Here is a 13257-nt window from a genome sequence, read left to right as displayed (position 1 = left end):
GAATTCGAGGCGGCCCCTACGTCACCCCAGGACGCGGCCGTGGATTCGCCCGCGCAGCTCCGCGTCCACGCCCAGCACGGTCTCCAGGTAGCCGTCGACTGAACCGCACCGCGCGCGGATCTCGTCGAAGGCCGCATCCAGGTGCTCGGCGAAGACCGACGAGGCGGCCCGCAGGGCGTCTTCGCTCGGCCGCCAGCCGATCGTGCGTTCGAGGTACGCACCCGACGCCTCGATCTTCCGCGCGATCCGGCTTTCGTCGTTGGTCAGGAGGAAGTCGGCGACGATGTCCTCGTAGGCCACGCCGGCCAGGTGGTGCAGGAAGGCGCAGGCCAGGCCGGTGCGGTCCTTGCCCGCCGCGCAATGGACGACGACGGCGCCATCCCGCTCGCCGACGGCGCGGAGGAACCGGCTGAACAGTTCGATGTGGCGGGGCTCGAACGGATTGCGGCGATAGCCCGCCATGCTGTCTTCGAAGAACCACTCCGCAGTCAGCGGCGCGCCCGCTATCCGCGAGAGCCACTCTGGCCCGACGGCCGGGATATCGCTCTGGATGACCAGCCCGTCGAACCCGTCGAACCGGCGGGAGGGCTCGCGCTCACGCTCCGTGGCGCCGCGCAGGTCGACGATCACCTCGACGCCGAGGTCCCGCAGCTTCTGGAGGTCGGCGGGCGTCGCGGTGTGATGGTGGCCCGAACGGAAGAGCCGCCCGCGCCTGAGGCCCCGCCCGCACGCGGTGTCGTAGCCGCCGAAGTCGCGGAAGTTCTCGATCCGCTCGAAGTCGACGTGCCTGTCCATCCTACCGGAACGGCGGCTCGTCGAAGCTGCGCAGCTTGCGCGAGTGCAGGCGGCTGCCCTCCTGGCGCAGCAGCCCGATGGTCGCCAGGCCGATCTGCAGGTGCTGGGCGATCGCGCGGTCGTAGAAGGCGTTGGCCTGGCCGGGCAGCTTGATCTCGCCGTGCAGCGGCTTGTCGGACACGCACAGCAGCGTCCCGTACGGCACCCGGAAGCGGTAGCCCTGGGCGGCGATGGTGGCGCTTTCCATGTCGATGGCCACCGCGCGGCTCAGGTTGAAGCGCAGCGCGCTCGACGAGTACTTGAGCTCCCAGTTGCGGTCGTCGGTGGAGACAACGGTGCCGGTGCGCAGGCGCCGCTTCAGCACGTCGCCGGTCTCGCCCGTCACCAGCTCGGCCGCCCCGTTCAGGGCCACCTGCACCTCGGCCAGCGGCGGGATCGGGATCTCGGGCGGCAGCACCTTGTCCAGCACATGGTCGTCGCGCAGGTAGGCGTGGGCCAGGACGTAGTCGCCGATCTTCTGGCTGCCGCGCAGGCCGCCGCAGTGGCCGATCATCAGCCAGGCCTGGGGCCGCAGCACCGCGAGGTGGTCGCACACCGTCTTGGCGTTGGACGGGCCGACGCCGATGTTCACGAGGGTGATGCCGCCGCGGCCGGGCGCCATCAGGTGATAGGCCGGCATCTGGTGCTTGCGCCACGTCCCGGCGGCGATGGCGGCCTCGGGGTTCTCGGTCTCGGCGGTGACGTAGACGTGGCCCGCCGCCGACAGCGCCGTATAGGGCCCGCCGGCCTTGAGCTGCCGGCAGCCCCAGCTCACGAACTCGTCGACGTAGCGGTGGTAGTTCGTGAACAGGATGTACTGCTGGGTGTGCTCGGCCGGGGCGCCCGTGTAGTGGGCCAGCCGCTGGAGCGAGAAGTCGGTGCGCAGCCCGTCGAACAGCGCCAGCGGGCGCGCCTCGTGGTCGCCCTCCCACATGCCGTCGGCGATCTCGTCGCCGATGTCGGCCAGTTCGGTGGTCGGGAAGTGGCGGGCGATCTCCACCGAGCTGACGTCGGCCATGGCCAGGTCGGCCGGGTCGAGCACGTAGGGGAACGGGATCTCCTGCGTCGAACGGCCCACGTCCAGCTCGACGTCGAAGTCCTCCTGCAGCAGCGACAGCTGCTCGACCAGATAGTCGCGGTAGAGCTCGGGCCGGGTCACCGTGGCGACGTAGCGGCCCGGCGACGGGATGCGGGCGTAGGCGCGGCTGGTGCGGGGGTAGGCCCGGCCTTCGGGCCAGACCAGGCGCAGCTCCGGATAGACGTAGGCGCCGCTGCGCCGGGTCCGGAGATCCGGGGGCGCGCCCCCGGCGAGGAAGCCCTTCAGGGCGCTTCTGAGAGAATCGACGCTTTGGCGGTATTCGGTCTCAAGCCGATCGACGATGCCGGCTGCTTCTGTCTTTTTCATCGAGGCGCTTATAGCGCCGGTCCGGGAAAGTTGTGAGTCCCCCTTGCTGGACCTGACGCGCCATCCCGGCCACAAAAGCGGTGCAGCCGCTGTTCGGGGGTTTCATGAACCGCATTTTCACCGCCTTCGTCGTGGGCGCCATGGTGCTCGGGATCCTGGTGGGCTGGGCGATCAACGCCACCCTGCCGGCCGAGGGCGCCAAGGCGGTGGCGGAGAATCTGTCGATCATCACCGACGTTTTCCTGCGGCTGATCAAGATGATCATCGCGCCCCTGGTGTTCTCCACGCTGGTGGCCGGCATCGCCCACATGGGCGACGCCTCGGAGGTGGGCCGCGTCGGCGTCAAGACCATCGGCTGGTTCATCCTGGCCTCGATCACCTCGCTGACCATCGGCCTGATCATGGTCCACCTGATCCATCCGGGCTCGGGCCTGTCGCTCACCGTGGCGGCCAGCGAGGCCGCGCCGACGCTCGACATGAGCAAGTTCACGCTGCGCGAATTCATCACCCACGTGGTGCCGTCCTCGATCGTCGACGCCATGGCCCGGAACGAGATCCTGCAGATCGTGGTGTTCTCGGTGCTGGTGGGCACGGCCGTCTCGGCCGTCGACGACCGCGCGCCGGCCGTGCTGGCCCTGGTGGAGCAGGTCGCCGCGATCATGCTGAAGGTGACCGGCTACGTCATGCGCACCGCGCCGCTCGCCATCTTCGCGGCGCTGTCGGCCTCGATCGCCACCCAGGGCCTCGACGTGCTGGTCACCTACGCCAAGTTCGTCCTGGGCTTCTACGGATCGCTGGCGCTGCTGTGGGGACTGCTGGTGCTGGTGGCCGTGCTGATCGTGGGCCCGCGCGCGCTCAAGCTGATGAACCAGATCCGCAGCCCGGCGCTGCTGGCCTTCTCCACCGCCTCGTCCGAGGCGGCCTACCCGCGCACGCTGGAGGAGCTCCAGAAGTGGGGCATCTCGCGCAAGGTGGCCAGCTTCGTCCTGCCGCTCGGCTACTCGTTCAACCTCGACGGCTCGATGATGTACTGCACCTTCGCGGTGATGTTCATCGCCCAGGTCTATGGCGTCGAGCTGTCGATCGGCCAGCAGATCACCATGCTGCTGCTGCTGATGGTCACCTCCAAGGGCATGGCCGGCGTGCCGCGGGCCTCGCTGGTGGTCATCGCCGCCACCCTCACCTTCTTCGATCTGCCCGAGGCCGGGCTGCTGCTGATCCTGGCCGTGGACCACCTGCTCGACATGGGCCGCTCGGCCACGAACGTGATCGGCAATTCGGTGGCCGCCGCGGTGGTCGCCAAGTGGGAGGGACAGATCGAGGAGCCGTCCGGCGAAGGGGCCGCGACTTAAGCGCCGTTAAACACGTCGTTTAACGGGGCGTTCGCCTCGTCTGGGGAATCTGCAGACTTCAGTCGATTTCCCAAGACCCGCCCGTGCCGGAACTATCTGACCGCCTGTCCGAACTCGCCGCCCGCGTCGCCGAACTGGAGGCGGAGCGCGAGCTGACTCTGCGCCTGGCGCAGACGGATTCGCTGACGGGCCTGGTCAACCGGGGCGCCTTCACCTCCGGCCTCTGCGAACGGCTCGAGGCCGCGCGCCGCGACGGCGCCAGCGTGGCCCTGTTCGTCATCGACCTGAACCGGTTCAAGAGCCTCAACGACAGCCTGGGCCACCACGCCGGCGACATGCTGCTGGCCGAGCTCGGCCGCCGCCTGCGCGACGGCGCTCGGCCGGGCGAGCTGGTGGCGCGGCTGGGCGGTGACGAATTCGCGGTCGTCTCCGACGTCGCCGACGTCGAGGGCCGGGCCCAGGAGCTGGTGTCGGCCCTGGCCCAGCCCCACACGATCTACGGCCGCGTGGTGATGCCCGGCGGATCGGTCGGCGTGGCGGAGTTCCCCCGCGACGCCCAGGACGCCTCCGACCTGCAGCGCTTCGCCGACATGGCGCTCTACCGGGCCAAGGCGATCGTCGGACGCGGCTGGCATCGGTTCGACGCCGAACTGCGCGCCGAGAGCGAGCATCGGCGCACCCTGGGCGACGAGCTGCGCCGCGCCATCCCGGCGGGCGAGATGGAGCCGTGGTTCCAGCCCATCGTCGAGGCCATGACCGGCCGCATGGTGGGCGTCGAGGTGTTGGCGCGCTGGCGCCACCCGACCCAGGGCCTGCTCGCCCCCCTCGCCTTCGTGCCCATGGCCGAAGAGCTGGGCCTGATCCGCCAGATCGACGAGGCGATCTTCGACGCCGCCTGCGCGCGCGCCGCGCCCTGGGTGGCCGACGGCCTGATCGACACCGTTTCGTGCAACGTTTCGCCGCGTGACCTGCTGGACCCCGGCTTCTCGCGCAAGCTCATCCAGCGGCTCGCGGCCACCGACCTGCCGGCCACGGCGCTGGCCGTCGAGATCACCGAGACCTTCCTGCTTTCCGACATGGGCCTGGCGCGCCGGCACATCGAGCGCCTCGCCGCCCGCGGCGTGCAGGTGGCGCTCGACGACTTCGGCACCGGCTATTCCAACCTGCGCGCGCTCATGCACCTGCCGATCCAGACGGTGAAGCTGGACCGCTCGCTGATCTACGACGTGGGCCGGGACGCCCGGGTCTCCAAGCTGGTGGCCTCGATGCTGCACGCCGCCCGGTCCCTGGGGGTGCGGATCACCGCCGAGGGCGTGGAGGACGAGGGCCAGGCCCTGTTCCTCCGCTCGGCCGGCTGCGACCGGATGCAGGGCTATTTCTTCGCCAGGCCGATGCCGGGCGACGCGATGGAGGCCATGCTGCGCGAGGACACCCGTCCCGAGCCGGAGCGCCTCGCCGCCAACGGTTGAGGCCGCCGGCCGCTTCCGGACTCGCCCGGCGGCGCCCATATTTCCGGCGGGGCTGTCGATGACCCGTTGGAGACCATGAGGAACACCCTTCGCACCTTCACCCTGCTGGCCGTGCTGACGGCGCTGTTCGTAGGCGCGGGCTACGCCGTGGGCGGGCCCACCGGCATGGTGGTCGCGCTGCTGTTCGCGGGCGTGATGAACCTCGTCAGCTACTGGAACGCCGACCGGATCGTGCTGTCGATGTACCGCGCCGTGGAGGTGGGCCCCGACCACCCTGAGCCGCTGGTGCGCAACTACGCCGCCGACGTGCTGGAAATGGCCGACCGCGCCGGCCTGCCGCGGCCGCGCGTCTATGTGATCGACCAGGATCAGCCGAACGCCTTCGCCACCGGCCGCGACCCGGCCCACGCCGCCGTGGCCGCCACGCGCGGGCTGCTGTCGATGCTCGACCGGCGCGAGATCCGCGGCGTCATGGGCCACGAGCTGGCCCACGTGAAGCACCGCGACACACTGACCATGACGGTGACCGCCACCATCGCCGGCGCGATCTCGGCGCTGGCCAGCTTCGCCTTCTTCTTCGGCGGGCGCGACGAGAACGGCCGCCCCACGGGGATCGTTGGGGCCCTGCTGGTGGCGCTGGTCGCGCCGATGGCCGCCGGCCTCGTGCAGATGGCGATCAGCCGCGGCCGCGAGTATGAAGCCGACCGCGGCGGCGCCGAGATCAGCGGCGATCCCGATGCGCTGGCCTCGGCGCTGCGGAAGATCGAGGCCTACGCCCGCGGCGGCTACGTCAATCCCGACGCCGAGCGCCATCCGGCGACCGCGCACATGTTCATCATCAACCCGCTGGCCGGCGGGCGGGGCGACAGCCTCTTCTCCACCCACCCCTCCACCGACAACCGGGTGGAGGCGCTGATGGCCCTGGCCGCCGACGCCGGCGCGCGGCGCGGCGTGGCGGCGCCGCGCGGAACGGCCGTCCCGGTGACTGCGGCACGGCGTCGCGGCCCCTGGTCCTGATCGCCAGCCCCCTTCCCCTCCAGGCCTATCAGCAGTTGAGTATGTCAGGTGCGCGAAGGCGATTCGCGCGTCTGGCGGGTTGGGTGTTCAACCTGAGGTGCAGTTCCGGGTTGCATCCGATCGCGGGAACCGGGGGGTTCCCACAAAGGTTGGTCTCTGGCCATGCGTGAACCGATGCCCGTTCTGAAAACCTCCCTTTCGATCGACGCGCCCGCCGATGAGGTCTGGCGCGTGCTCACCACGCCCGAGCTCGTCCGCGAATGGGCCTGCGCCTATGTCGAGGGCGTCTCGATCCGCACGTCGTGGCGCGAGGGCGATCCCGTCACCTGGAAGATGCCCGACGGCGGCACCCGGGCGAAGGGAACCGTCGCCGCCTTCCGGCCCGGCAAGACCCTGAAGTTCGTCTATACCGACGCCGAGGGGGTGGCGGGCGAGCCGCGCAGCTTCGCCGACACCTTCGAGCTGTCGCCGGGGCCGGGCGGCACCCGCCTGGAGCTCACCGTCGGCCCGCTGGACGAAACGGCCTTCGAGGCGCTCAAGGCGCCGACCGAGGCGGCGATCCGCGAGATCAAGAGCCTCGCCGAGGAGTCGGCCCAGATCCACGGCCTGCGCCGCGCCAGCTAGGGCGTGCGCAGAAAACCGGCGAACCCGCGCCCGCGGGCGCCGCGGCCCCCGCGCGACGCTTGCCCACGGCCCTGCGTGAGCTAGGCTCGCGGCATCGTCGCCAGGAGCGCCCGCCGTGTCGTCCGTCCTCGAAGCCTGCCGCGACCTGCCGCTCGCGCGTTTCGCGCCCGGCGAGGTGCTGCTGGCAGAGGGCGATCGGTCGGGCCGGCTCTTCATCCTCGCCGAGGGCGCGGTGGAGGTGCTGAAGGGCGAATTCCAGGTCAACTACGTCACCGAGCCCGGCGCGCTGTTCGGCGAGATGTCGGTGCTGCTCGACATGCCGCACATGGCCACCGTCCGCGCCGCCACGCCCTGCGCGGCCTATGTCTCGGACGACGCCGCCGGCTTCCTGCACGAGCACCGCGACATCGCCTATGGGCTGGCCCGCATGCTCGCCCAGCGCCTGCACGGGGTGACCACCTACCTCGCCGACCTCAAGCGGCAGTTCGAGGGCGAGCAGAGCCACCTGGGCATGGTGGACACGATCCTCGAGTGCCTGACCCACGAACAGCGCCGCGACGTCCAGCTCGGCTCCGACCGCGACCCGGGCTACTGAACGCTCAGCGCGGCATCCACGCCGGCGGGGCCGTGAGCGCCGGCGGCGGGCGGGTGAGGGGCGCGTCCAGCGTCACCATCTCGGCGCCCGCCAGCGAGAACCACGCCGCCTCCCCCGCCTCGGTGTCGAGGGCCACATAGGTCGGCGTGGGCCCGATCTGACGGCCGCAGTTGAACACCCAGGTGGGGCCGATCCGGTCCACCCACGATCCGCCCGGCCGGAACGGCGCCTCGTGGATGTGGCCGGCGAAGACGATGTCGGGCCGGTAGGCGTCGATCCACTGGTTCAGTTCGACGTCGCCGAAGTGGCGCTTGCCCGTCCAGCTGGTCGGCGAGCTGTCGGGCGGGGCGTGGTAGACCCAGTACCAGCGCCGCGCGTCCTTCGCCCGCACCGCGTCGCGCGCCAGTTGCCCGGCCACAGCCTCGCGCACCCGCGGACCGTCCCACCAGGGGCAGATGGTCACCAGCGCGTCGCCCGCCTCCACCGTGTCGCCGTCGGTGGGGATGCCCAGCCCGCGCACCCGCTCCATCCAGGCGGCGATCTTCTCGCCCGACGCATCGCGCGTATCGAGGTCGTGGTTGCCCGACGAGACGATCAGCCGACCCTGCGCGGCCATGCGCTTCAGATAGTTCAGGATCACCACCGTCTGGACGCGGCCGTCGAGCGGGTTGGCGACGTCGAGATGGTCGCCCGCGATGATCACGAGGTCGTAGTCGGGCTGGGCCGCGGCGGCCCAGTCGTACTGCTTCAGCGCATAGTGCAGGTCCGAAACCAGCAGAATCTTCACCGGCCGCCCCCCATCCCCGGCGAACTCTAGGCCGAGGTTTCGCGTCGCCGGAAGTGGACAAAGCCACAACTTGCGGCAAGCTCCGCCCCGATGCCCGACGAACGCAAGAACGACCGCTACGCCCTGCGCAGGGATGCGGCAGGCTGGACCTGCTACGTGATCTGGACGGGAGAGCCCGCCCAGGTGGGCGGCGTGGCCCAGACCGGCCTCTCCGAGGACGACGCCCGGCACATCGCCCAGCTGCTCAACACCCAGTCGCGGATGGGCGATTCGTCGATGCGGAAGGGCTGACGGGCCGAATCAGGCCAACCGCTCGCCCACCGCCCGGCCGATTCCGGCGAACGCCGCCTCGGTCTGCGCCGTCGTCGGCTTTCCGCCCTGGGTGTAGGCGCAGACCACCACCGGCCGGCCGGCCGAGGGCCAGGTGATGGCGATGTCGCCGGAGGCGTCGTGGCCGTTGTTGCCGGTCTTGTCGCCCGTGCGCCAGCCGGCGGGCAGCCCGGCGCGCAACCGCTTCGCCCCGGTCTTGCAGTCGATCATCCAGCCGGTCAGCCGCGTGCGCGAGGCGGCCGAGAGCACCTCGCCCAGCACGAACCGGCGTAGCGTCCCCGCCATCGCCGTCGGCGTGGTGGTGTCACGCAGGTCGCCGGGCGCCCAGCGGTTCAGTTCGGGCTCCATGCGGTCGAGCCGCGTCACCGTATCGCCCGACGCGCGCCAGAAGGCGGTCAGCGCGGGCGGCCCGCCGATCCGCTTCAGCAGCAGGTTGGCGCAGGTGTTGTCGCTGAGCTCCACCGCGCCCTCGCACGCCGCCGCCAGCGTCAGCGTCGCCCGCGACCCGCCCGCCTTGGCCAGCGTCTCGCGCGCCACGGGGGCGTATTCCAGCAGGTCGCCGGGCCCGAACGCGAAGGTCTCGTCCAGCCGCGCCTTGCCCGCGTCGACCCGCGACAGCGCGCAGGCCGCCAGCGAGGCCTTGAAGGTGCTGCACATGATGAACCGCTCGTCGGCCCGCCAGGCCAGCCTGGCCCCGCTCACCAGGTTCTGGGCGAACAGGCCGATGCGGCCGCCGCTGGCCCGTTCGTACTCGGTCAGGGCCGCGATGGGCGCGGCCGCGCCGGCCCGCGCGGCCGTGGCCAGGAACGCCGGCGCCGCGGCCAGCAGGGTGCGTCGATGAAGGCTCATGTCCCCTGTCTAACCGGCCCCGCGCGGATGTCACCCGCCCGGCCTCGTCAGGCGGCTTTGGCGGCCCGTTTTCGGACAGCCGTCGGCTTGCGTCGGCGCCGCGTGGCGCGGCGCTCGGCCTCGGCATCCAGGCGCTCGCCCAGGTTCCGGTGCGCCTTCGAGCGCGCCTCGCAGCGCTCGCGCAGCACCTTCAGCTCCCGATCGGTCAGGCGCTCGATGCCGACGAAATCGTTCTCGGCCGCGGAGGTGAGGATCAGATCGTCCAGCTTGGCCTGCACCGCGGCGTTGTCGCGGTTCTGGGTGTTCTGGATCAGGAACACCATCAGGAAGGTGATGATCGTGGTGCCGGTGTTGATCACCAGCTGCCAGGTCTCCGAAAACCCGAACACCGGCCCGCTAAGGGCCCAGAGCAGGACCAGCGCCAGGCAGGCGCAGAACGTCCACGGGCTGCCCGCCGCCTGCGAGGTGCGGTTGGCGAAGGCGGCGAAGACCTTGTCGAAGCTCATCGGCGCCTGAAACGCGCCAGATCGGAAGTGGTGGCGCCGCCGGCTATTCCGAGAGGAACGCCTCGGTCTCGGCCATGAATTCTTCCAGCTTGTCGTGGTGGACCCAGTGGCCGGCGCCCTCGAAGTTCGCCAGCCGGGCGTTGCGGAAATGCTGGATGCGCCCGTCCTCCACGGGGTCGGAGGCCCACGACTCCTCGCCGCGCATCAGCAGCACCGGGGCGGTGATGTCGCGCCACAGCGCCTGCTGGTCCTCGTGGCTCAGCCCGCTCACACCGCCGCCCCAGCGGACGTTGTTGTCGAACTTCCAGGAATAGGTGCCGTCCTCGTTCTGGTGGGCGCCATAGACGGTGAGGTGGCGCGCCTGCTCGGGGCTGAGGTGGGGGTTCTCCGAGGACATGCGCGCCACGGCGTCCTCCAGGGTCGCGTAGCGGCGCGGCGTGCGGCCCGAGTTCTCGCGGCGGGTCTTCACCCAGTTGCGCAGCCGCTCGCCGACCGTCTGCTTCTCCAGCGCCGACAGCATCTTGGGCGACGGCCCCAGCCCCTCGATCGCCACCACCTTCTTCACCTGGTCGGGGAAGGCGCCGCAGTAGTTGAGGGCGATCCCGGCCCCCAGCGAGTGCGCGATGATCGTCGCCGGCGCCATCTGCTTCTGGTGGATCAGCTGGGCGAGGTCGTAGATGTAGCCGGCCATGTCGTAGCCGCCGCCCACCACCCAGGCGCTGTCGCCGTGCCCGCGCAGGTCGGGCGCCACCACGTGGTAGCGGTCGCGCAGCCGCTCGGCCACCCAGTCCCAGTTGCGGCAATGGTCGCGCCCGCCGTGCACCATCACCAGGGGCGGGGCGTCCTCGTTGCCCCAGTCCACATAGTGCAGCCGCAGCCCCTGCGAGAAATAGAAGTGGGACGTGGGACCTTGCATGGAGCCTCTCCGGGCGGGACGCGGGAAAGCGCCCCTTATCCCCCACCAAGGCCGTCGGAGGCCAGCGCCGGACGCATCCCCCCGACGCGGGCGGGCTTGATCGGAATCAAGTCGAACGCGGAAATGTTAAGCGAAATTAGCCCGGCAAACGCGCCCTGCCGAGGGCAGGGGCACTTTCGGGGCCACCCATGACACGAACGTCAGTCTCGATTGCGGCGTCACTTGCCGCGACCACCTGTCTGCTTGGGGCGAGCGCGGCTCACGCCGGCACGCCGCTGAACTGGTCCACGGTGGTCAACAACAACACGCAGTTCCCTGGCGATACGCGCAACTTCAACAGCTACAACCAGCCCTCGGTGAACAACGCGGGCCTCGTGGTGTTCCGCGCCCGCACCCAGGGCGGATCCGGCAGCCCGGCCAGCGGCATCCTGACCCGCGACATGTCGAGCCCGGGAAATCCCATCGTCCCCATCATCACGCGCGGGTCGGCCGTCCCGCAGCCCAACAACACGGGCGCGGTGTTCAACGAGTTCCCCTCCATCCCGCGGATCGACGCGACCTCGTCGATGATCGCCACGCGCGGACAGTCCAGGCCCGTGCTCGAGTACCAGAACGGCGTCGACCCGGTCACCGGCGAGCCCGTGACCACGCGCGGCGGCACCACCGGCATCTACACCAATCCGGGCGGCACGCTCATCACGGGCGCGGCGGGGCTGGGCAACGTGAGCAGCAACCCCTTCGCGTCCAACCCGGACCTCACCTACTTCGCGGTCCCCAACACGTCGCCGAACACCAAGTTCGACCAGTTCCCCGGCGCGCCTTCGGCGACCGGGGGCGACACCCTGGTGTTCAAGGGAAACTGGACCGACGCCGAGGGCGGCCAGACCGGCGTCTACTTCCGCGACGTCCTGGCCAACGGCGGCACGGCCCCGGTCCAACTCATCGCCGACAGCAAGACCGACATTCCCGGATACGCCGGGACGCAGTTCGGTTCGACCGCGCCGCCCAGCGCCGCCGGCGGACGGGCGGTGTTCCTCGGGGTCGACAACGAAGCCGCGCCCACCAAGGGCGGCATCTACATGGCGGCCCTGGACGACGCGAAGGCGGCCGACACGCCCAGCCTGCTCACGACGATCGCGTCCATCGGCGGCGCCGTCGTCAACCAGGCGAACGCCTTCTTCACCCAGATCGGCGAGGCGCTGTCGTTCGACGGCAAGCACGTCGCCTTCTGGGGCGCCTGGGGCGAGAAGGACCAGAACGGCGCGCTCGTCACGGCCACGCGGTCCGTCACCGTCAGCTGCGGATCGATCGAGAACGCCGCCACCAGCGCCTTCTGCCTGTCGCAGGACGACGGCCTGACCTCCGGCAGCGGGGTCGCCGGCGACGGGCTCTACAGCTTCGACGTCGCCGTGAACCAGGGCTTCTTCATCACCGACGTCGACACCCTGGAGACGCGGCTCGTCGCCCAGACCGGCGACCAGTTCTCGGACTTCGTGTACTGGAACTTCTCCGGCAAGGTCCCCGGCGCGGAGGACGAGGAAGACGGCGAGCTGGCCCGCTGGCGCTCGGCCTCGTTCATCGCCTCCGACGGCTGGAACGCGGCGTTCAAGGGCAGCGGCCTCGACACGACGGGCCTCTACCACCTGTTCGGCGGCGAGCTCTCCACCCTCGCCGAATACGGCATGGACGGCGGCGCCCTCGATCCCGACGCCGCCGGCCTGGCCATCACCTCGCTGGGCCTGGAGCGCGACAGCTATCGGAACGGCTGGCTCGCGATCAACGCCGGCATGTCCGACGGCGAGAACAACATGGCCGGCGTCTACGCCGCCCGCGCGGTGCCCGAGCCGTCCACCTGGGCGATCATGATCCTGGGCTTCGCCGGCGTGGGCGCGGCGATCCGGCGCCGGCGGGCGGTCGCGGCCGGCTAGCCCGCCGCCAGCCCGGGCGTGGAACCGGTCGTCGTCGTCGAGGACGCGGCGGCCCTCCACGCCCGCGCCGCGGCCCATGGCGGCGCCGAGACCACGGCGCAGGTCGCCCGGCCCTGGGGCCTGACCGACTTCCGCGTCGTCGACCCGGATGGCTATTATCCCCGTATCACCGGCCGATTGGCCGCCCGTCCGGGGACCGGGGCATGACCACCACCAAGCACCGCATCTATGGAATGAGCTTCGCCGGCGTCTATCCGCTCTATGTCGCCAAGGCCGAACGGAAGGGCCGCACGAAGGCCGAGGTCGACGAGATCGTCCGCTGGCTGACCGGCTTCAGCCAGGAACAGCTCGAGGCCCAGATCGCGGCGAAATCCAACCTCGAGACCTTCTTCGCCCAGGCGCCCCGGCCCAATCCCGCCCGCGCCGAGATCAAGGGCGTGGTCTGCGGCATCCGCGTGGAGGCGATCGAGGAGCCGCTGATGCGCGAGATCCGCTACCTCGACAAGCTCATCGACGAACTCGCCAAGGGCAAGGCCATGGCGAAGATTTTGCGGGAGCCGGCTGTCTAGGTTGGTGACTCAATCAACCGGCTCTCGCCGTCATCGCCCGGCTTGTCCGGGCGACCCATGAACACGGACAGTGGCC

Annotated in this window: 15 protein-coding genes; 9 read left to right on the top strand and 6 right to left on the bottom strand. The window is 70.6% G+C overall.

Translation table 11 applies throughout. The features are described 5' to 3' along the window. Positions 1-21 precede the first annotated feature (21 nt). On the bottom strand, positions 22-795 hold the full coding sequence (locus GC203_RS19065; RefSeq protein ID WP_293457967.1) for a tyrosine-protein phosphatase: 774 nt from the start codon (positions 793-795) through the stop codon (positions 22-24). Between the two features lies 1 nt (position 796). After that, positions 797-2239 carry an AMP nucleosidase gene (locus tag GC203_RS19060; protein ID WP_293457964.1) on the bottom strand — a complete coding sequence of 481 codons (1443 nt, stop codon included), beginning with the start codon at positions 2237-2239 and terminating at the stop codon, positions 797-799. 104 nt (positions 2240-2343) lie between these two features. Here GC203_RS19060 and GC203_RS19055 point away from each other — a divergent pair, with 104 nt between their 5' ends. The 5 genes from GC203_RS19055 to GC203_RS19035 all read left to right on the top strand — a co-directional run bounded on the left by GC203_RS19055 (position 2344) and on the right by GC203_RS19035 (position 7296). Then, positions 2344-3591 carry a dicarboxylate/amino acid:cation symporter gene (locus tag GC203_RS19055; RefSeq protein ID WP_293457962.1) on the top strand — a complete coding sequence of 416 codons (1248 nt, stop codon included), beginning with the start codon at positions 2344-2346 and terminating at the stop codon, positions 3589-3591. An 83-nt stretch (positions 3592-3674) separates the two neighbouring features. Beyond that, positions 3675-5060 carry a bifunctional diguanylate cyclase/phosphodiesterase gene (locus GC203_RS19050; RefSeq protein WP_293457960.1) on the top strand — a complete coding sequence of 462 codons (1386 nt, stop codon included), beginning with the start codon at positions 3675-3677 and terminating at the stop codon, positions 5058-5060. Between the two features lie 75 nt (positions 5061-5135). Further along, entirely contained in the window at positions 5136-6077 is a 942-nt protein-coding gene (gene htpX, locus GC203_RS19045; protein WP_293457958.1) for a zinc metalloprotease HtpX, read from the top strand. Between the two features lie 174 nt (positions 6078-6251). Beyond that, complete coding sequence (locus GC203_RS19040) at positions 6252-6701, top strand: SRPBCC domain-containing protein (RefSeq protein ID WP_293457956.1); 450 nt, start codon at positions 6252-6254, stop codon at positions 6699-6701. 115 nt (positions 6702-6816) lie between these two features. Next, positions 6817-7296 carry a cyclic nucleotide-binding domain-containing protein gene (locus tag GC203_RS19035; protein ID WP_293457954.1) on the top strand — a complete coding sequence of 160 codons (480 nt, stop codon included), beginning with the start codon at positions 6817-6819 and terminating at the stop codon, positions 7294-7296. Between the two features lie 4 nt (positions 7297-7300). Here the strand turns inward: GC203_RS19035 and GC203_RS19030 are convergent, their stop codons facing one another. Then, the gene (locus tag GC203_RS19030; protein ID WP_293457952.1) at positions 7301-8083 is read right to left on the bottom strand and encodes a metallophosphoesterase; all 783 of its coding nucleotides are present in this window, start codon (positions 8081-8083) and stop codon (positions 7301-7303) included. Between the two features lie 90 nt (positions 8084-8173). Between GC203_RS19030 and GC203_RS19025 the strand changes: the two genes are divergently transcribed. Continuing rightward, positions 8174-8374 carry a hypothetical protein gene (locus tag GC203_RS19025; protein ID WP_293457950.1) on the top strand — a complete coding sequence of 67 codons (201 nt, stop codon included), beginning with the start codon at positions 8174-8176 and terminating at the stop codon, positions 8372-8374. Between the two features lie 9 nt (positions 8375-8383). Here the strand turns inward: GC203_RS19025 and bla are convergent, their stop codons facing one another. The 3 genes from bla to GC203_RS19010 are packed head-to-tail and all read right to left on the bottom strand — an operon-like array spanning position 8384 to position 10684. Continuing rightward, positions 8384-9262 (bottom strand): class A beta-lactamase, encoded by an 879-nt coding sequence (gene bla / locus GC203_RS19020; RefSeq protein ID WP_293457949.1) that lies wholly within the window; start codon positions 9260-9262, stop codon positions 8384-8386. 47 nt (positions 9263-9309) lie between these two features. Further along, on the bottom strand, positions 9310-9768 hold the full coding sequence (locus GC203_RS19015; RefSeq protein WP_293457948.1) for a low affinity iron permease family protein: 459 nt from the start codon (positions 9766-9768) through the stop codon (positions 9310-9312). A 43-nt stretch (positions 9769-9811) separates the two neighbouring features. Further along, positions 9812-10684, bottom strand: a complete 873-nt coding sequence (locus GC203_RS19010; RefSeq protein WP_293457947.1) for an alpha/beta hydrolase — start codon at positions 10682-10684, stop codon at positions 9812-9814. A 188-nt stretch (positions 10685-10872) separates the two neighbouring features. Here GC203_RS19010 and GC203_RS19005 point away from each other — a divergent pair, with 188 nt between their 5' ends. From GC203_RS19005 to GC203_RS18995, 3 genes are read left to right on the top strand one after another with little or no spacing between them, the layout of a single operon-like run. Next, positions 10873-12612 carry a PEPxxWA-CTERM sorting domain-containing protein gene (locus tag GC203_RS19005; protein WP_293457945.1) on the top strand — a complete coding sequence of 580 codons (1740 nt, stop codon included), beginning with the start codon at positions 10873-10875 and terminating at the stop codon, positions 12610-12612. A gap of 18 nt (positions 12613-12630) precedes the next feature. After that, positions 12631-12819, top strand: coding sequence for a hypothetical protein (locus GC203_RS19000; protein WP_293457943.1), 189 nt, complete (start codon positions 12631-12633; stop codon positions 12817-12819). Beyond that, on the top strand, positions 12816-13181 hold the full coding sequence (locus GC203_RS18995) for a DUF2200 domain-containing protein (protein ID WP_293457941.1): 366 nt from the start codon (positions 12816-12818) through the stop codon (positions 13179-13181). The genes GC203_RS19000 and GC203_RS18995 overlap by 4 nt, the downstream gene beginning before the upstream one ends. The last annotated feature ends 76 nt before the right edge of the window (positions 13182-13257 follow it).

Origin of the sequence: Phenylobacterium sp., assembly GCF_016124325.1 — a bacterium.
GTDB lineage: Bacteria > Pseudomonadota > Alphaproteobacteria > Caulobacterales > Caulobacteraceae > Phenylobacterium.
Note: the sequence above shows the minus strand (reverse complement) of the source record. Positions and strands in the feature narration are given on the sequence as shown.